Here is an 18883-nt window from a genome sequence, read left to right as displayed (position 1 = left end):
ACGGATTGTCTATCCGCGTTTGATGAGGCGAATTATGACCAGCAGAATTACCGCGCCGAACACCGCCGTTACAAGGGAGCCAATCAAGCCGCGGCCGAGCGAGATGCTCGACAGGTTCGAGAGCCATCCCCCGATGAATACGCCTACTACACCGAGCATAATGTCGACCACCAGGCCGAAGCCGCCACCCTTGACCAGCAGTCCCGCCAGCCATCCCGCAACTGCACCAATCACAATCCATGCAATGAAGCCTTCCATCGTCTCAATACTCTGCGCTGAAAGTTAGTGTTCGAAATAGGCAAGGGTGCACGCGCGAATTCACTTTAGCGTACGACGGGATCTGGTTTGTCAACGATTGTCATTGAACGGGCGATGGCCTAGGGCTTTCGCCGAATGGCTGTTCACAATGAGGTGTCCATGTGACTACACTCTCCGGACCGTGGGCGACGGCGTGCGGGTCCGAAGACGGACCCGCTACGGGCACTTACGATCCCCACACCTGCATTTCGTCGAGCGAGTAGCCCCACGGCGTCGCGCGCTTCGTGCCATACATCCGGACATAGCGGCCATGGCCGTTGAGATTCGGGAGCGTGACGTGGCCATATGAGACGCTGTCGCTCGTCGAGTCGAGCGTGGGCCAGTTCACCGCACCGAGATCCACGGAGATTCATTGCCGATCGACGCCGGCGCCTTCGGGCAAGTCCCAACGCGCGCTTGTAGTGTTGCCGTCGAACGTCTTGTTGCGTGTCAGTTGAGAGTTATAGCTTGCCGATGCGGCAGCTGGGTGCCCCTGCGAAAGCAGGTTGTGCGGCGTAGTCGGGCCGCTGTAGTAGCTCGACCCGAGCTTGGCCTTCGTGGCGTCGGCGTTCACGCCGAATCGTCCGCACGCGCAATCGGATAGTAGGTTTCAAAACCCGCGGGATGATCGAACACGGCCATGGCGCCCGTCGCAATCGTTTGCTTGATCGGTCCCATGTTCGCGCCCGTGCCAGTTGCATAGTAGACGGCGCTAGCATCCCGCCCGAGGAAGGGCATCGAGTATTCGCCGCCCGCCGGCGCGTTCGCGAGACCCATGACCGACGTGAAGACCGGGCTTGCGCTCGTATAGGAGAACGTCGCCTGCTTGACGCTGCCAGATGCCTCGAGATGGAACTGGTCGGGCACCCTCGCAAGTCGATTGCAGCGATACACCCATCTAGACCGGCCTCAGCAGATGGGCCACTTTCGCCATGCGTGCCAAGGCCAAGGATGACCGAACGCGGTTCGTTCAACATGGCCACGAAACATGTAGCCTGAATCCAGCGTTGCGTCTGTTGATGAACCAGTTTCCAAGAAGGGAGCTCATGCGGGAGCAAAGTTTATGGCGCAGCCGCCTGAATATCTCAACAGACAATGGGAGAAGCCATGCCGCCACGTTGAAAACAGACTTGAGAACCTGGATTCGTACGTTGAGACGTGTTGCGCCGATGACATCGATCTTTATCTTTATCTGATCAATTTGTTCAAGACGTTACCGCATGCGAACAACGCAGTCGACTACGAAAGTACTGCCGCAAGAGGCAACATAGGCGGAATTAAGCATTGGAGACATCGGCTACAAAAGTTGACAATTCAGTGGGCGTGATGCGCCATGCTTCTACCCGGTCAGAGCTCCTCCAACTACCCCGCAGAATGGGGTTCTCCGTTGTCCTGGCCGTCGTTTGGAACTTTAACTTACCGAGCCTGGGTCTCAATACTCACATCTACCGCCTGCGTCAAAAGCTGGAGCTCAGCCTATGTCACGGGGCATGGCTGCGTGAGCTCTATCAGATTGGCTACTGCCTGGAGATCGATTGAAGGAAAACTGATCGAAACTTTGCGCCAGCCGAAAGTGGGCGTGAATGCAAATTGCGTGGGCAAGTCGCGTGGGCAAGTCGCAAGACATGAGTTCGTGCCGGCGGCGCACAGCGCGCGCTTGCCAGCACGCTCACATACTAATGCAAATCGGGATGAATTGAATAATCCCGAAGATACTGATCTGTCTGATCGATAAGCTGCTTTGTCGAGCATTGCAACGCAATCGGGAAGACTCATTCGTTGGGGAGCGTCTTTGATGTCCTTGAAGCCGATGTGCGTTGCACCGGAGGACTCCGCATGTAAATGCTGTGGTAGCACAAGCCGTCTATGTGGAGTTGTTGATTTCTCTCGCTGTGGTGCTGATCATGCCGCAGGCAAGAAAGTCGAGCCGTATTCGGGGGTTCCGATTTACTACTACCGATGCGAACAGTGCGGCTTTGTATTTACACGTGCTTTTGACAACTGGGAGCCAGAGGATTTCGCCAGACACATTTACAATAAAGACTACGAACGCCACGATCCAGATTACAAAGGAAAGCGTCCGAGTTCGAACGCGGAGATGATCGCCAACAGCTTCCCGGAGATGGCTCAGGGACGGATGCTCGATTTTGGTTCTGGCCTCGGTTTGCTTGAGTGCGAGCTTAGAGCACGTGGTTTTTTGGAGGTCGAATCATACGATCCTTATGCGACGCACACAAATACTTCTGTACTGTCCGAGAAATACAAAACAGTTGTTGCGTTTGAAGTGTTCGAGCATCACCCTGAGCCACACGCATTGATGGACATGATGGTGCGCTTCCTCGAGGAAGACGGCGCGATATTTTTCAGCACACTGCTCGTAACGGAACGTGTTCTTGAGGCGGGTATCGACAAGTGGTGGTACTGTGCACCGCGTAACGGACACATTTCGTTCTTCACGTCGGGTGCGCTCGCAACGATCGCGCATCGCCATGGGTTAAAAGCGGGCTCATTTAACGAAGGGGTCCATTTTTTCTATCGTGACGCGCTTCCCGGATGGGCAACACGCTATTCCCACGAGCTTTGGTCTTAGCCGCGATTTAAATTCCCGTGGGCCAACGTAAGATTTCCGGTAATCAACATACGCGGAAACAGTTCGAAAAGCTGGAAACCATCCCGACTCGGATTATCGAAGCTGTCATCGCCCCTCCATTGAGTGGTTCGACTCCGACGTAGTGCAGCATGCGCTCACGTGCGTGTCCGGCAAGGATGGTAGAGCTCTGTGTGCAAAGTGACTTCTCGTGTGCGCAAGTCACGAGCGCTAACGCGGCGGATGTCTCACAATGCGGACAATGGTGCCGTACGGTCGGACGCATCTCGAGAAAAGTGAAACCCATACGTCCGCGTCACGGATGAACGACTCCAGCAGTGGCGGTGGACAACTGTTCCGGTTTGGCCGGGTGTTTTATGGGGCCAAGCGACCATCGAATTCTGGCAGCGTGATGGCGCCGAAGGCATGCGCGCTTTCGCCTCGGGCGAGACGGAAGCCCTCGGTTGTGCGCGTTCCTTGTCAATCTGGGCTTCGTTGAAGCGCGCCGCTATCGTGTTGAAGAGTAAGCGGCTCGCCCGGGCCATTCGTCCATGCGCGTGCGCGTGAGGCATGATGGTGATATAGACCTGCCCGGTCAGGTAGCGGGATTCGGTGGACTGGTTGGCTTATACAGTTTGTCGGCCACACGCCAAGGCAGGAGCTCGTCGATGCGATTGATTTTGTGGTCAGCGATGCGAGTTAGGACATAGTCCAGGTAGGCGCGTGGATCGATGTCATTGAGTGTGCAAGTGCCGATCAGCGCATACATCGCGGCCGCGCGTTCACCGCCACTGTCGGAGCCGGCAAATAAAAAATTCTTCCGACCCAGGCTTACACAACGCAATGCATTTTCCGCGATGTTGTTGTCGATCTCGAGCGTACCGTCTTCGCAATACAGCGTCAGTGCGGCCCATTGGTTGAGCGAGTAGTTGATCGCCTTGGCGGTATCTGACTTCGATGACAGCGTTTCGAGCTTCGCCCTGAGCCACGCTTCGTAGATTTGAAGCAGTGGTCTGGCTTTCTCCTGCCGCATTCGCAGCCGTTCGGCTGCGGGCTTGCCGCGAATGGTGGCCTCGATGCTGTAGAGCTCGCCGATATAGTCGAGCGCCTTTTGCGTCGTGTCGGACGGCGTGCGCACATGAATGTCGTAGAACTTTCTCCTCGCGTGGGCATGACATGCCGCTTCGCGTATCGAGCCGTCGAGGAACAGCTCGTCGAAGCCTGCGTAAGCATCCGCTTGCAGCGTTCCCCTGAAGCCGGCGAGATGGGTTTGAGGGTGGATGCCCTGCCGGTTCGGCGAGTACGCAAACCAGACGGAAGCAGGCTCAGTCGAACCCGAGCGGTGATCGTCGCGCACGTAGACCCACAGGCGGCCGGTGCGGGTCTTCTTGTTGCCCGGTGCGAGCACCGGGATCGGCGTGTCGTCCGCGTGCAGCTTGGCGGCCGCCACCGTATAGCGGCGCAGCGCCTCTATCAGCGGCGCGCACAATGCCTCGCACTGGCCGACCCAGCGGCCCATACTGGCCCGATCGAGCGCCACGCCGTCGCGCGCCGCAATCGCCGCTTGCCGATACAACGGCTGGTGGTCTGCGTATTTGGACACGAGAATGTCTGCGTATTTCAGTAAGCGCCCGGTGAAGGCACTGCGGAGGTTTGTCAGGCGGCAGTCGGAGCCCAGCGATGCGGCAGCAACTGGTCGATGTCATCGGCTCGATGGGTGGGTAACCGTGTGAGAACGTCTTTCAGATAGACGTACGGATCGTGGCCGTTGAGCTGCGCCGAGCGGATCAGACTCATGATCGCGGCGGCACGTTGGCCGGCGCGCAATGAGCCCGCGAACAACCAGTTCGACCTCCCGAGAGCCCACGGGCGGATCTGGTTTTCCAGCCAGTTGTTATCGATGGGCACGTCCCCATCGAGCAGGTAGCGCGTCAGCGCCTCCCATCGCTTAAGGCTGTAGTCGAGCGCTTTGGCGATCGCCGATCCCTCGGAAACGAGCTTGCGCTGGCCGACCATCCAGGCGTGCAGTGCGTCGGCAACGGGTTTGGCTCGCTGCTGACGAACGACACCTCTTTGATCGTTCTTCAGGTCAGCGACGTCGCGCTCGACATCGTAGAGCGCGACGAAGTATTTCAAAGCCTGTTCCGCGACCTGGCTCTTGTGGTTGGCGTGCAACTCGAAGAACTTTCTTCTGGCATGAGCAGCACAGCCGATTTCAGTCATGCCCAGCTCGAATCCGGCTTTATAGGCGTTGTAGTCGTCGCACACCAGCTTGCCGCGCCATTTGTCCAGGAACGCACGGGCATGTTCGCCGGCACGGCTATCTGCGAAGTCATACACCACAGCTTTCACATCGGCAAACTGCGTGGTGCTGTACGCCCACAGGTAAGCTCGGTGTGTCTTCCCCTTGCCGGGCGCCAGCATCTGCACCGGTGTCTCGTCGGCATGCACCACCTCGTGGCGCAGGAGTTCCTGGCGAAGCGCATCGACCAGAGGTTGCAGCCGCACCCCGCATACGCCCACCCAGGCGCCCAGCGTCGATTGCGGGATGGCCAGGCCCGCGCGCCCGAAGATGCGTTCTTGCCGGTACAAGGGCAGATGATCGCCGTACTTGGCAACCAGCACCTGCGCGAGTAGCCCGGTGGTCGGGATACCCTTGTCGATCACGTGAGGCGGAACCGGTGCCTGGATGAGTGTTTCGCACGCCTTGCAAGCCCACTTACCGCGGATGTGCCGCTCGACCGTGAACACGCCCGGCGTATAGTCCAGCTTCGCTGATGTCCTCGCCCACACGCACGCGCTGGCAACCGCAGGCGCAGCAGCTCAGGTCCGTCGGTTCGTGATGGAAGTCGGTGCGCGGCAATTGCGGTGGCAACGGCGCACGCTTGGGCTTCTGGCCTTGTCCGCCCGGCGAGGTGTCCGGCTGCAGTTGCTCGAGTTCGGTTTCGAGTGCGGCCAGATCCGCGTCGAGCGCTTCGTCGAGCAGGCTCATCTGTTCGGTATCGAACTGCTCGCTGCGTTTGCCGAACTGCAGGCGCTTGAGTACGGACAGTTCGTGCGTGAGCTGGTCGATGCGCGTCTGGCGATAGTGCAGCTCTCGCTCCGTCTCGCCGATCTGGGTCATCAACTGAGCGGCCAGTGCGCGCAGTTGCTCCGGGCTGAGGGCGTCGAGGTCCGCGGGCAGGTTCATGCGCTCCAGTCTGCCAGAGCCGGTATCGCCACGGAAGCAAAACGGTTTACGGCGCCGGCGACCCTTTACACCACGCAGATCGCGTGATCGTGCGTCAGCGTCTGCCACGGCAGTCCCGTCACGAGCGCTCTTAACTGCTGGGGATTCAACGCGACGGCGATTGCCTCGTGGCCGTTCGTCCATACGAACCGGCCCTTGTTCAGGCGACGCGCGGCCAGCCAGATTCCAAACCCGTCGTAGACGAGCACCTTCATGCGCGTCGAATGCTTGTTGGCGAACAGATAGGCATGGTGAGGGCGCGCTGCGCCGAACACCTTCACCACACGCGCCAGAATCGTATCGGTACCTGCACGCATATCCAGCGGTTCGGTCGCTAGCCAGATCGCGTCGATGCGGATCACCGCAGCCATCCTTGCAACCACACCGCACAGTCGCTCGCCGCCGACAACGGCCAGCGTACTGTCACCGTCGCTGCTCCTCGACGTACCTCGATCTGGATCTCTGTCGCGTTAGATGCAGCCCCGGGCGCTTCCAGCTGCAACGGCACAAACTCTGCCGATGGCACGCTCATCGACTTGCGGGCAACCTCGGCCGCATCCAGCTCTTCCTGCGCAGCCACCCAGCTTCGCAGCATGTTGGCATTCAAGCGATAGTGCAATGCCACCGCCGCGATCGACACGTTAGGCTGCATCGCCGCCCGGATGACCTGTGCCTTGAACTCCTTGCTATGCCGCCGACGTCGCGTTGGTTGCACAACCTCCTGCGTCACCTCGGTTTCATCCATCGTGTACATCTGTCCATTAAAAATTTAGATGGACACGATCCTCGCCTTCGAGCCTTACGCAATCAAGATGACTTCCCCGGGCGCTTACGTATTTCACACCAAGCTGGACAGTGATTTCGCGGCAAGCTGGACAGGCATTTCACGCGAAGATGGACACGGATTTCACGGCAAGCTGGACAGCGATTTCACACGAAGCTGGACAGTAACGCTCTGATGTAGCGACGCGGGTCAACCGTGGCACGCTCGACGATTTCGTCGAGAGGCCACATGGCATATCCAACGTTGACCATGCGTAAAATTCGTGAAGTGCTGCGGCTGCATTTCGACTGCGGGTTCAAGCAGCGTGAGATTGCCCGGGCAGTCGGTGCCTCTCCAACGACTGTCGGACAGTATGTGCGGCGCATGGAGCGCGCAGGGCTTACCTGGGCGGTGTCGGCGACGCTGTCCGACGACGAACTCGAAGCGCGGCTGTACCCGCCGCCGCCACAGGTCGAAGGGCAGCGGCCCGAACCCCACTGGCCCACCGTCCGTCGCGAGCTCTCGCGCAAGGGCGTCACGCTCGATCTGCTGTGGAACGAGTACAAGGCCGAGCATCCGGACGGCTATGCGTACACGTGGTTCTGCACGCACTACAGCCAGTGGGCCAGTTCGTTGCCCCTGACATTGCGCCAGACGCACGCTCCGGGCGAGAAGCTGTTCGTCGACTACTCCGGCGACAGGGTCGCAATCATCGATGCGGCGACGGGCGAGATCCGTGAGGCGGAGCTCTTCGTCGCAGTGCTCGGCGCGTCGAACTACACGTACGCCGAAGCGACCTGGACGCAGCAGTTGCCAGACTGGATCGGCTCGCACGTGCGTGCGTTCGAATTCATCGGTGGCTGTCCTGAGATTGTCGTCCCCGATAACCTGAAGTCAGGCGTACACAAGCCCAGCTTCTACGATCCGCTGATCAATCGCACCTACGCCGCAATGGCCGCGCATTATTGCGTCACAGTCCTCCCGGCTCGCAGCGGGAAGCCCCGCGACAAGGCAAAGGTTGAACAGGGCGTACTCCTGGTCCAGCGCTGGATTCTCGCCCGGCTGCGCAAGCAGCGCTTCTTCAGTCTGGCCGAGGCGAACCGGGCAATCGCCGGATTGCTCGCCAGCCTGAACAACAAGGCCTTCAAGAAGCTGCCAGGTTCACGCCGCAGCGCCTTCGAGGAACTTGACCGTCCGGCGCTCAAGGCGTTGCCTGCGCTGCCGTACCAGTACGCCGACTGGAAGGTCGCCCGCGTCGGCATCGACTATCACGTCGAACTGACTGGCCATTACTACTCGGTCCCGCATCGCTTTGCGCGAGAACAGGTTGACCTTCGTTACACCACGTCGACGGTCGAGATCTTCCATCGCGGCAAGCGTATCGCCGCGCACGCAAAGAGCGACCGGCGGGGCGCCCATACCACGCTCAATGAACACATGCCCGCTAACCATCAGGCCGTCACTGGCTGGGCCCCACAGCGTCTGCGCAACTGGGCGGCCAGCATCGGCCCACACACCGCCGCAGTCATCGGGCATCTGCTGGGCGGTCGTCAGCATCCGCAGCAGGCCTATCGCACCTGTCTTGGTGTGCTTCGGCTCGCAAAGGACTATGGCAACGAGCGACTTGAGGTGGCCTGCTGCCGCGCCATCGATCTCAAAGCGCCGGGGTACAAGTTCATCGCCTCAACGCTGAAGAACGGTCTGGATCAGCAACCCTCGCCGACATCTGTACAGGCCGACTTACCGCTTACGCACGCCAACGTGCGTGGGCCCAACTACTACCATTGAAGGAGAAATATGCTCAGACATCCGACCATCGAGAAGCTGCACGAGCTACGCCTGAGCGGCATGGCCGCCGCGCTCACCGAGCAGCAGGGACTCGCCGACATCGAAGCAATGAGCTTCGAGGAACGACTGGGTCTGCTTGTTGAGCGAGAGTCCAGCGTGCGCGAATCACGGCAGACGACGGCGCGGCTACGCCGCGCAAAACTGAAGTTCCCCGATGCCGTGCCCGAGGACATCGACTACCGCTCGGCACGGGGACTCGACCGCAGTCTCATCGGCCAGCTGCTGACGTGCAACTGGATTCGCGAACGCAACAGCACGGTGATCATAGGCGCCACCGGTCTTGGCAAGACCTGGCTGTCTTGTGCACTGGCCAACCAGGCATGCCGTCAGGGCTTCTCAACGCTGTATCTGAAGATGCCCCGGTTGAACGAGGATCTTGCCATTGCACACGGTAGCGGCCGCTACGCACGCCTGCTGGCGCAGTGGGCAAAGACGGATGTCCTGCTGATGGACGACTTCGCGATGGCTCCCATGAGCGACGGCGCCGTGCGCGACCTGCTGGAGATTCTTGATGATCGTCACGGCCACCGTTCGACGCTCGTGACAAGTCAGATTCCAATTGAAAACTGGCACGCGGTACTCGGGGACCCGACGCTCGCCGACGCCATTCTCGATCGACTCGTGCACAACACCTATCGCGTCAATCTCAGCGGCGAATCGATGCGCAAACACAAAAAGAGTTTGACCGACAAACCCCGGTCAGAGTAAAAATCGAAAACCCCGCGTCGCTGCGCTCCGACTGTCCAGCTTCGCGAGAATCAGCCGTCCACCTTCACGCGAAACGCGTGTCCAGCTTCCACGAATTACGCAAGAATGTCCGCTAGCAAGCTCGAATGGGCGATGCTCCGCTCGATAGGCAGGCCGGGCATCGGCAGCTGGGTGATGCTGCAGCAGCATGGGCAAACCAGCTTGCGTCGGATCGTGCGAATGACCTTGAACGCCGCAGCGACCCGCGCGAGCTGTTCGGACACGTCCTCGCCGAGCGTCTGCATCGGTTGACCGCAGTCCGGGCAACTCGATTCGGGCTCGAGCACGTGATCCTCGCGCGGCAGATGCGCAGGAAACGCTTGCCTCGAAGCCGCAACGCCCGTCGCCGCACTTGACGCTGAGACGTTTGCACGGCGGGCCTGCGCACGCTGCACATCCGCGACGCCGCGCCCGGCGGCCAGATCCTCGAGTTGAGTCTCGAGCGTCTCGATCTGTCGCTGCAACTGTTCGGACTTGCGGCCGAACTGCATGCGCCTGAGCTTGTCGATTTGGGCCTTGAGCTGCTCGATCTCGACATCTCGTTCGGCAAGCAGGCTACGGGCCTCGACCAGCAAGGCCTTCAGGAGATCGACATCGTCAGGAAGATCGGCGCCGTTCGACATGCGCCGTAGTTTACGAGTCTGCCGCGCGGTTTACAACATCGATAACGCGGCGCTGCGACGGGGCTGTCTCCAATCGATGCCCTCAAGGAGCATAGACAGTTGTGCAGGACTCAAATGGACCTTGCCACCGTCTGCCTCAGGCCATATAAAACGGCCTCGTTCAAGCCGCTTCGCGAGTAGCCAGATTCCGTCCTCCGTTGCCCAAAGGATCTTCACCAGGTCACCTCGACGGCCCCGGAAGATGTAGACGTTGCCGCCCAGCGGATTCTCCTCAAGCGCTGTTTGTACCTTCGCGGCCAGCCCCTGGAAGCCGCAGCGCATGTCGGTGATGCCCGCAGCGATCCAGATGCGCGTGCCTGCCGGGAGGGAGATCATGAGCGCAGACTATCCAGCACGGTTCGCAGCACGTCGGCATCAACCAAGCCGTCCACCTTAACCACGGCACGACCGATACGGATCTCGATCGTGCCAACAGGTGATGCAGGCTTCGTGTCCGGCACTCGCGGTTCTACCGAAGGTGACGCAACGACTTCCGTCGGCGTGTCGCCTACCAGTACGACCGGAATGAGCCCAGCCGACCGAGCTTGCCGATCGGCCAGATATCGCCGCCGCCAGGTGAACAGCATGTTCGCGTTGATGCCATTCTCCCGAGCCAGCTTCGCGACCGATACACCCGGCTCGCAAGCCGCTGCCGCCAGCCGCTCACGAACATCCCGGGGGTAGTTGGGGCGACCCATTCGGGTACCCGGCTTCTTCTCTGCAGACTGTGACAAAGTGATGCCCATCAAATCCGAAATGATGGCCATCACTCTGATGTCTCTCTCAGTCACCGTCTACAACGGCCGACGTGAGCCGCTTACGTTGAAGACGAGTTGGAGTTCGATGAGGCCGCCAAAATTCTCGATCTGAAGGCGACCCCGGGCGGAGAGGGCAGGTGACGAAAATCGCGGTCGAGCGATCCGGATGACGTGGTCGCCAGCATCGGGCTGTGGTGCCAGGCCATCATACGGAAGGGCGCAATCAGTCAAGGAGGATGTGAAGGGCGACAAACATTTCCAGCAGCATCAGGACGCCGGCCGCGGTCGCGCCGATCAGGATCAGGAGATCGGCGTGCCGTGTCGCGAAATCGGCGGCCGTGCTCTCTGCATGCGGCACCGGCGTAATTTCGGGCGCTGAGACGTGAAGGGGCTGAGGCGGACGAATTCGGTTGGCCAGGTACGAAAGATCAATCAGGGATAAGGGGCTCACAGTTCTTCTCCATCTTGGATATCGACGGGACAGCCGCAAGCGTAACCGGATAAGGTACCGGCTACCGTCAACGTTTGTCACGGCGATATTGGCGCGCTGTCGGGCGCATCCATCAGTTTTGAAGCGTGGCGCGAGAATGCGAGCGACCGTCTGTATGTCTGTCCGGGCTCCAAGTTCGCAGGGACGTGAAATCGCGATGAGGCAACGGTTGACTGGCGTGCTGTAAGTCTGAAACAAAAAAAGGCGGGTCACCGAGCCCGAGTCAACCTCTTAGGAACGGTACGCGCAGATCTCATCATGGCCTGAACGCCAAACGCGTTCGACTTCGCGAGAGGCCGGATACATTTACGCAAACTGACGTGCGTCGGATCGACAACGTTCGCCCTGCAATGCCGGGGCGGAACATACATTATTGATGGGGATTCTACTCTGGCAATTTTAATTGACATCGTCCATACGGCGTTGGGGACACCTTTACATTCGGTGTGGATTCTTTCACGGTTCAATAGTTGCTGGCGCGGGCTGACGGATCGCGACGACTCGCTTTGGTATCCTCCTGCGCGTCTATCCAGACAGGCGCGTCCGGGCGACTGGAAGTACGTAATTGACCGCGTTCGGAGCGAATTGGAGTTGCTGGCAGCTGAGCATCGCAGAATTTCCTGATCTACCAACGGACAATCGGTCACACTCGACATTAGGTACGTTTAACTAACCATGACGCGATGTTCGATACGACGGAATTCCAGTCACCTTCGTGAGTTTGCCGTAGCACAGTTGCGTTCTTGATCCACAGGCTGGTGGTCCCCTCGCTACCCCAGCGCCAGTCTCCGGACGTATTGACTGGAACACAAGTCGGCGTGCCCATCATGGCGGCAAGATTCGCGACCGCCGAGTCCACAGCGACTACAGCGTCAAGTTGCCCGATGCAGGCCGCGGTATCATCGAAATGCCAGATGCCGGGGAGATAACGGCTCATATTTTCTTTCGGTATGCCGGCTGTCGCTTCGACCACAGGGTGATGAAGATTCACAAAATGCACACAATCCGCTACTGTCGGATTCGTTACAAGCCAGTTGATCGCGTCAAGTGGCAAGCTGCGACGCGCAGCCCAACACCTCATGATGCTGCCCAGTTCGGGCCTGTGGCGCTGATCGCAGTTCCAGAACAGGCCAACCAGCTTCTTCTCCGGATGCTGCGCGCGTAGCCGTTGTGCCCACTTTTCAGCAATCTTCTGTTTCAAACTCGGTGCCTGGATGTAGGGCCGGAAGTGGTACCCGAAGGACACCATCTGCCCGCTTCTCTGAAGCGGAAGATGGAGCAGTGTGGCGTAGAGGTGCGGCGCAAATGCGTCGACACGCCTTTGCAGATCCTCCGGCATTACTTCCTGTAATCGCAATGGACGTTGTGCGCTTACCACCTCGCAGTCGGACAACGACGCTTGCATCAGCGCATGAACTTGCGGGTCACAAGTGATCATTACGTTGGCACCGGCATCAAGCCAGTCAGCCACGCACGCGGCCAGCAGGAAGTTGTCGCCGAAGCCCAATTGATGTGTGATCAGCACGCGCCGTCCTCGCAGGTCGGTTTCACCGGCCCACATTGGGATCCCGCGCGGACAGTAGTTGCCTGCAGCGTCCGGGTCCTCGTTACGCAGCAGCCAGTGCGCAAAGCCCCGTGGGTTACCTGCCTTGAGCATTGCCTCGCCCAGTAGGTGTTCGGCTGGCGCGAGGATCTGCGGATTGCACAGCGCCGCCGCCCGCCGCGCTTTGTCCAGCAATGGGATGGCTCGCTGGAGGTCGCCGGCCATCATGAGGCTGTAACCGAGCCGCAGCGGATAGAGCACGGGGTCGCTCGACAACGATGCGTCACTCGCCCATGTGTCAGCTGCCTCGGCATGGCGTCCCAGCAAGTTCAACGCAAGGGCGCGCATCACAACAAATTGGGAGGCGTTCGGACTGAGCGTCAGTGCGTATTCCGCCCAAGGGAGTAATGCGTCTTCGCGTTTGAGCGCAATCAGTATGTGGCAGATCTCGTTCACGATCGCGAGATTATGTGGATCGCTTGTGTAACTTGTCTGCGCGGCACGTAACTGCTGTTCTAATTCTGCGGACATTGTTGGCTTTCACCATCGAAAGATGGAAAGTCGATCTGATAGGCCCCGGCTTCGATGCAGGTCGAATTGTGGGCCGAGTCGGGATAGACGCGGCGCAGCAGCGCGTTGACTCGTGCTGCGAGCACGCGCGCACTGATGGGCTTGATGACGTAGTCGTCGGCCCCGGCGTCGAACATGGCTGCAAGCTGATCTTCCCGGTAGCGACAGGTGAGAACCAGCGCGGGTATGCGTTCGCCTATGTGCGAGCGGGCCCAGCAGAGGACCTCGAATCCGGAAACGTTCGGCACCTGCCAGTCGAGCATGAGCAGGTTCACATGAGCCGTTTCCAGATGACGGATGGCGAGCCGGCCGCTGTCCACAACAAGGACGTCGTGCCCGGTCGCCTGCAGGGCTGTGCGGATCAACCCGGCGTGCGCGGCATCGTCTTCGAGCGATAGGATCTTCATCTCGCCTCCAGAACGACAGGACCGACGGCGTGCAAAGCGCACGTGTGCCCATGGTCTAACTGCGCGAGCGTCTGGGCCGGTCGCGGCTCGGATACGTGACCGTCAAGCGTCGGTCGCGCCGCAGCGGGCAGCGTCGCGCGTTCGCTAAGCGGCACACCGGCTTCGTCGGTCCAGAAGGGATCGGGAATCTCGCCGAACACCTGACGCAGACGCGTGCCCCACGTCGAGTGCATCAACTTTAAGTAGTCGTTAGACTGGTTGAGCGACGCATAACGGGTGACGCGCAGCGAGTCGCGCTCGTACACGAGCAGATCGAGCGGCAAGCCCACCGAGAGGTTCGAGCGCAGCGTGGAGTCCATGGAGATCAGCGCGCATTTCGCGGCCTCGCCGAGCGGTGTATGTGGCGTCAGCACGCGATCGATGATCGGTTTGCCGTACTTTGATTCGCCAATCTGGAAATAGGGATTGACGCTCGACGTTTCGATGAAATTGCCCGCTGCGTAGATCTGGAACAGGCGCATGGGCTGCGCGCGCAGTTGCCCGCCAAGAATGAAGCTGCAGCTGAAATCGACGTTGAAGCTTTTGAGCGCCTCGGCGTCGCGCCGATACACTTCGCGCACCGCGTCGCCGATGATGCGCGCCGCCTCGACCATCGTCGGGGCGTTCCAGAGCGTAGGGCGCTGACCCTCTTGGGGTTCGGTGAGCACGTGTAGCGTAGCCTGCGTAATTGCGAGATTGCCGGCCACGAGCAGCACGAGCAGGCGCTCGCCTGGGTCCTCGAACACTACCATTTTGCGCGATGTGCTGATGTGATCTACGCCTGCGTTCGTGCGCGTATCCGAAAGGAACACGAGACCTTCATCCACCGCCATTGCTACACAATACGTCATGCGTTTCCTTTATCCTGCTGTTGGCGGGCGCCGCCGTTTCTCATGGGAAATGCGTCGCCGTTGTCGTTGCTATATCGGGAAACCTGTTGCTGCGATTCCTGCGTGTTTACCTGCACGCTCACGGACATGGTCTCGCTCATCCCGCCGACGCGCGGTCCGCGCACTGGCACGGCCGACTCGTAGTCGCGCCCCATCGCAATCCAACAATATTTTTCGCTTACGAAACACGCGTACGTGACGTCGACCGTCACCCAGCCGTTGTCGATCCAGACGTCGACCCAGGCGTGGCTCGCCATATCGGACACGTCGATTGGATCGAGGTAGCCGCTCACGTAACGTGTCGGCACGCCGCGCGCGTGGCACAGTGCGATCGTGCGCATGATCCTGACACACGCCGCGGCCGGGTGTGAGCGCATCCAAAGCTGAATGCGTCACATCCGTTACACCCGATTCGTAGCGCACCCGCGGGGTCACACGAGCGGTCGTATCCAGCAGCGCCCGCACATCGTCGAGTGCGGGCAGGCTTTGGGCAAAGTCCGCGGGCACTTCGTCCGCTTCGGTGAGCCTCGTTGCTAAGGTACGGTGTTGCATCGGGATCGGCCCTTCACCTTCCGGTAACCGGCCGTTTGTCAGTGGTACGGTCTCGACCTTTCCACGCCCGCGCAGGCGGATTACCCTGTGCGGAGGCGTTAGCACGAGCGTCATCAGCGCATTTCCATACGTGTCGCGCGCAGCTTCGAGCTTGCTGGGCGCATCGATGTGCCATTGGGTGACGATCTGTGTTGGCGTTGTGAACGGCGAAATGCGCAATTGCGGGACCGAATAGTGCACCGTCGCTTCGTAGCGTAGATGTGTCGTGGCGAATAGCGAGTCGCATGACGAAGCTTTCCTGGCAAGTTGAATCGGATATCGATATGCGAATACGCTGCTAAATGGCCGGCAGCATAAGATACGTGCGCGCGACCTGGTTGCCCAGCTCATAGACGCGCATAAGGAACTGCGTCAGAAAGGCGTGCACACCCACGGAGAAAATCTGCCTCGAATCGGCGTAAAGAAGGTCCGCGCGCAGCTTGCCCGCCGTTCGCTCGACTTCGCGCGACGCTTCGGTGCGCAGGAGAGAGGTTCGCGCAGACGCAGTCGACCGAGGCCAGCGGCGATCGGGGCATATGCTGGTTCGGGATCAACAGTTCGACGACACGCGCTGGCGTCGCTACGGTGCGATACACCGTGCGATAGATTTCCAGCGCGGACACCGCACTCACGATCGACGTCCAACAACAGAACATGCCCGGCGTGAGCAGCACGGCGGCGGGATCATCCCCCCGTCCGGCGCGACCGAACGCGATGTGTCGAGCAAAAGATCGGGGTAGTGTGCTACCGGTGCAACCTTGTGTTGTACGAACAATTCAGGAAAGAGCCGCATCATCATCTTGCGTTCTCGAGCACATACGAGACACCTGAAGGCACGCGCAGATTGTCTTCGGGCACGTAGAACTCACCATCGCGGCCGTCGCGCACGATCTCGATATCCGCACAATATGCGCATAGACGCCGGCCGGCAGATCGATGCCCTGCATCTCGGGCCGGTACTGGGCGTTCGTATAGACCTGCTCCGGTGCAACCACGCCCGCCCGCACGATATTGCGCTCGTGATAGACGTCGTGGAGGAACAGATTTAGGGCTTTCACGCGCTGATGCTGTCTGCGTTCGAGCAGCGCCCACTCGTCGGGAGGGAAGACGCGCGGGATTAGGTCGAACGGAATGAGCCGTTCGGTACCCGACATGTCGCCATTGACTGCAAACGTGATGCTGATCCGCATGGACAACAGGTCGGCCTCCGCGCGCTTACGCACCAGTACCGCCCGTCTGCTGGTCCAGTCAGCTCTGGAATCGGTCGTAATGCGGGCGCGCTGCGTCCGCTTCGCGCATCTCGTCATAGACTTGCATCGGCTTGTTCTCGCGCGTGAATGTCAGCACCACTCGCATCTCGTCATAGGAGTGTCGCGTCGTGCGATCCGGGCCATTCAAGCATCGCGGACAGCAGGCCCTTACATTGCCCAGTGGAGGGTGGCTGACGAGAAAAACCTGCCAGACAGCCGTTTGACAGCTTTGAAAAACGTCAGGGGAGAGTCGACTCCCCCGTCCGGCTGAGTCGACTGAATTTGATCATACCTGGATCGCTCAGGGCAAAATGTCAACGATCGTCACATATCGTGCTCTAGGTGCGTTTTTCTGCGATCCTGTTGTGGATGTGAATTTTCGTATACCGGTTTTCGCCTCGGGAAAATCGCTTCCACTCACCGATCGACCTCGCCGTGGACAGCTCCATCGAGCTGAGCCGTTTTCTGATCCGAACCTGCGCGCAATGTGATGTCCGCCCCTTCAACCTCTCCAATTTCTTTGTTGATGCCGCCGTTCGTGGCTTTCCTGCGCAACGCAGCGATGGCGTTTCAGACTGGTCGACACGAGGCGTACGCACTCTGGCTTGAAGCCGCCACACACCTGCATGCAACGGATGATGCTTCGATTTCTGACCTAGTCAGCGCCTTGATCTCTCAGGCTGCGCTGGAAGAGGCTATCGCCGTCGCCGAAGCTGCGACGCAGCTATACCCGGATAGCGCGGCGTCTGGCTTTCGGCTTGGCTATGCGCTGCAGATTGCAGGCCGCCACGCCGATGCGCTGACGCCCTACCGCCAGGCGATGGCGTGCGACCCGGATTACCCGCAATTGCGGAACAACCTGGCTGCTGCGATCCGTTTGTCTGAGGGCAATCTGGACGAACAGCGCATGCTGCTTGAGCAGGCGATCGAGGTTCATCCGCAGGACAGCCTTGCATGGATTAACCTCATCATGGCGCGTCGCGATGCGTTCGACCTGGCTGGCGCGCTGGCGGCGGGTCAGCAGGCATTGGAGCTCGTACCAGGCGATGCGTTAGCGCACAACAACTACGCTATCGCCCTGAAAGAGGCCCAGCGCTGGGACGAGGCCGAAGCGTGTGCACAGGCAGCCTGCAAAATTGTGCACGGGGACGCGTCTCACCGGCATAACTTGTCGATTTTGCATTTGGTGCGAGGCAACTATGCGCAGGGCTGGGCCGAGCACGAATCGCGATGGGAAGGCTCACAGGAGCTGAGTGGCAGGTTTCCGGAACTGCCCGGGCCGAGGTGGAACGGCGAACCGCTGGCGGGCAAGACGCTGCTGGTATGGGGGGAGCAAGGTATGGGCGACCTGCTGCAGTTCTGCCGCCTGATACCGCAGTTGGCCGAACGGGTACACCGCGAGAACGGCCGCATCGAGTGGAACTCGTTCCCTCAGATGGGTGGATTGCTCACGCGCAGCTTGGGCAGGTACGTCGACGGGTTCACCGCTGGTGGGGGAGTCGACGCACTACCGCACTTTGATTACCACTTGCCGTTGTTGAGCGTGCCCTTCATGCTCGGGTTGCGTGAGGAAACGATTCCTCCTGCGCCTTACCTGAAACCGGACCCAGCCTTGGCGACGAGCTGGAAAACGCGCCTTAAGGGTGAGAAGCGGCTCAAGGTAGGTCTGGCTTGGACCGGTAGCATGACTCATCAGCGCAACCCGTTCCGGCGGGTGGGCTGGGAGCGCTACGCGCGTAGTCTGAAGGACATCAAAGGGGTGGCGTTCTACTCGCTCCAGCCGGGCGCGACTGCCGACATCGAAGCGGCACGCGCAGCCGGCTTGCTTCTCGAGGATTACACAGCGGAGTTCAGGACCTTCGATGACACGGCCGCATTCGTAAGTGCGCTCGATCTGGTGATCACCGTATGCACGTCGGTGGCACATCTGAGTGGAGCGCTGGGTCGTCCCACTTGGGTTCTTCTGGATACGAACCCGCATTGGCCGTGGTTGCTTGACCGGCGCGACAGTCCGTGGTACCCGAGGACGAGACTGTACCGGCAGGCTCAGTTCGCGCAGTGGGATCCCGTGCTGCAGGATGTGGCCGGGGATTTGTCGCAATTCGCACGCAACGAAGGTCGATGACGCGAATACTGAACGCCTCGATATCGGTTGCCAACGGGATGAGGCCAGGTCGTCGCGTTGTCGACCATCCGGTTCCTCGCAGCGACG

Annotated in this window: 15 protein-coding genes and 7 pseudogenes; 5 read left to right on the top strand and 17 right to left on the bottom strand. The window is 60.0% G+C overall.

Annotated elements, in window-relative coordinates:
- Nucleotides 1-9: 9 nt before the first annotated feature.
- Nucleotides 10-258 carry a GlsB/YeaQ/YmgE family stress response membrane protein gene (locus FAZ95_RS36620; protein WP_137337205.1) on the bottom strand — a complete coding sequence of 83 codons (249 nt, stop codon included), beginning with the start codon at nt 256-258 and terminating at the stop codon, nt 10-12.
- A gap of 226 nt (nt 259-484) precedes the next feature.
- A pseudogene (locus FAZ95_RS36615) lies at nt 485-1137 on the bottom strand (hypothetical protein); the annotation flags it as partial.
- Between the two features lie 955 nt (nt 1138-2092).
- Between FAZ95_RS36615 and FAZ95_RS36610 the strand changes: the two are divergent.
- Entirely contained in the window at nt 2093-2887 is a 795-nt protein-coding gene (locus FAZ95_RS36610; RefSeq protein ID WP_137337204.1) for a class I SAM-dependent methyltransferase, read from the top strand.
- A 592-nt stretch (nt 2888-3479) separates the two neighbouring features.
- On the opposite strand, the pseudogene tnpC (FAZ95_RS36605) reads toward FAZ95_RS36610, so the two are convergent.
- The 4 genes and pseudogenes from tnpC (FAZ95_RS36605) to FAZ95_RS36590 form a co-directional block, all read right to left on the bottom strand.
- Nucleotides 3480-4499: pseudogene (gene tnpC, locus FAZ95_RS36605) on the bottom strand (IS66 family transposase); the annotation flags it as partial.
- A 41-nt stretch (nt 4500-4540) separates the two neighbouring features.
- A pseudogene (gene tnpC, locus FAZ95_RS36600) lies at nt 4541-6074 on the bottom strand (IS66 family transposase).
- A gap of 65 nt (nt 6075-6139) precedes the next feature.
- The gene (tnpB, locus tag FAZ95_RS36595; RefSeq protein ID WP_175425850.1) at nt 6140-6475 is read right to left on the bottom strand and encodes an IS66 family insertion sequence element accessory protein TnpB; all 336 of its coding nucleotides are present in this window, start codon (nt 6473-6475) and stop codon (nt 6140-6142) included.
- On the bottom strand, nt 6472-6858 hold the full coding sequence (locus FAZ95_RS36590; RefSeq protein ID WP_254700156.1) for a transposase: 387 nt from the start codon (nt 6856-6858) through the stop codon (nt 6472-6474). The genes tnpB (FAZ95_RS36595) and FAZ95_RS36590 overlap by 4 nt, the downstream gene beginning before the upstream one ends.
- Nucleotides 6859-6886: 28 nt before the next feature.
- On the opposite strand from FAZ95_RS36590, the gene FAZ95_RS36585 reads away from it, so the two are divergent.
- From FAZ95_RS36585 to istB, 3 genes are read left to right on the top strand one after another with little or no spacing between them, the layout of a single operon-like run.
- A complete protein-coding gene (locus FAZ95_RS36585) occupies nt 6887-7072 on the top strand; it encodes a hypothetical protein (RefSeq protein WP_137337203.1) in 186 nt (61 codons plus the stop codon).
- Between the two features lie 53 nt (nt 7073-7125).
- Entirely contained in the window at nt 7126-8664 is a 1539-nt protein-coding gene (gene istA, locus FAZ95_RS36580) for an IS21 family transposase (protein WP_137337202.1), read from the top strand.
- 9 nt (nt 8665-8673) lie between these two features.
- Entirely contained in the window at nt 8674-9432 is a 759-nt protein-coding gene (gene istB / locus FAZ95_RS36575) for an IS21-like element helper ATPase IstB (RefSeq protein ID WP_137337201.1), read from the top strand.
- Nucleotides 9433-9533: 101 nt separating this feature from the next.
- Here the strand turns inward: istB and FAZ95_RS36570 are convergent.
- The 11 genes and pseudogenes from FAZ95_RS36570 to FAZ95_RS40385 all read right to left on the bottom strand — a co-directional run.
- Nucleotides 9534-10094, bottom strand: a pseudogene (locus FAZ95_RS36570) (transposase domain-containing protein); the annotation flags it as partial.
- A gap of 30 nt (nt 10095-10124) precedes the next feature.
- Nucleotides 10125-10469 carry an IS66 family insertion sequence element accessory protein TnpB gene (gene tnpB, locus FAZ95_RS36565; RefSeq protein ID WP_137337200.1) on the bottom strand — a complete coding sequence of 115 codons (345 nt, stop codon included), beginning with the start codon at nt 10467-10469 and terminating at the stop codon, nt 10125-10127.
- A complete protein-coding gene (gene tnpA, locus FAZ95_RS36560) occupies nt 10466-10900 on the bottom strand; it encodes an IS66-like element accessory protein TnpA (protein WP_137337785.1) in 435 nt (144 codons plus the stop codon). Before tnpA ends, tnpB (FAZ95_RS36565) begins: the two co-directional genes overlap by 4 nt.
- A 214-nt stretch (nt 10901-11114) precedes the next feature.
- Complete coding sequence (locus FAZ95_RS36555; RefSeq protein WP_137337199.1) at nt 11115-11342, bottom strand: hypothetical protein; 228 nt, start codon at nt 11340-11342, stop codon at nt 11115-11117.
- A gap of 694 nt (nt 11343-12036) precedes the next feature.
- Nucleotides 12037-13455 carry a tetratricopeptide repeat protein gene (locus FAZ95_RS36545; RefSeq protein WP_137337198.1) on the bottom strand — a complete coding sequence of 473 codons (1419 nt, stop codon included), beginning with the start codon at nt 13453-13455 and terminating at the stop codon, nt 12037-12039.
- Entirely contained in the window at nt 13440-13901 is a 462-nt protein-coding gene (locus FAZ95_RS36540) for a response regulator transcription factor (RefSeq protein ID WP_137337197.1), read from the bottom strand. The genes FAZ95_RS36545 and FAZ95_RS36540 overlap by 16 nt, the downstream gene beginning before the upstream one ends.
- Nucleotides 13898-14791: a proteasome-type protease gene (locus FAZ95_RS36535; RefSeq protein WP_137337196.1), complete on the bottom strand. Its 894-nt coding sequence runs from the start codon at nt 14789-14791 to the stop codon at nt 13898-13900. The genes FAZ95_RS36540 and FAZ95_RS36535 overlap by 4 nt, the downstream gene beginning before the upstream one ends.
- Nucleotides 14788-15123: a hypothetical protein gene (locus FAZ95_RS40960; RefSeq protein WP_437437766.1), complete on the bottom strand. Its 336-nt coding sequence runs from the start codon at nt 15121-15123 to the stop codon at nt 14788-14790. Before FAZ95_RS40960 ends, FAZ95_RS36535 begins: the two co-directional genes overlap by 4 nt.
- A gap of 370 nt (nt 15124-15493) precedes the next feature.
- A pseudogene (locus FAZ95_RS40955) lies at nt 15494-15772 on the bottom strand (transglutaminase N-terminal domain-containing protein); the annotation flags it as partial.
- A pseudogene (locus FAZ95_RS40390) lies at nt 15720-16074 on the bottom strand (alpha-E domain-containing protein); the annotation flags it as partial. The pseudogenes FAZ95_RS40390 and FAZ95_RS40955, both read right to left, overlap by 53 nt.
- A pseudogene (locus tag FAZ95_RS40385) lies at nt 16072-16738 on the bottom strand (circularly permuted type 2 ATP-grasp protein); the annotation flags it as partial. The pseudogenes FAZ95_RS40385 and FAZ95_RS40390, both read right to left, overlap by 3 nt.
- Nucleotides 16739-17161: 423 nt before the next feature.
- Here FAZ95_RS40385 and FAZ95_RS36520 point away from each other — a divergent pair.
- Nucleotides 17162-18796, top strand: coding sequence for a tetratricopeptide repeat-containing glycosyltransferase family protein (locus FAZ95_RS36520; RefSeq protein ID WP_137337195.1), 1635 nt, complete (start codon nt 17162-17164; stop codon nt 18794-18796).
- Nucleotides 18797-18883 lie beyond the last annotated feature (87 nt).

It is taken from the genome of Trinickia violacea (assembly GCF_005280735.1).
GTDB lineage: Bacteria > Pseudomonadota > Gammaproteobacteria > Burkholderiales > Burkholderiaceae > Trinickia_A > Trinickia_A violacea.
This window is presented reverse-complemented; position numbering and strand designations above follow the sequence as displayed.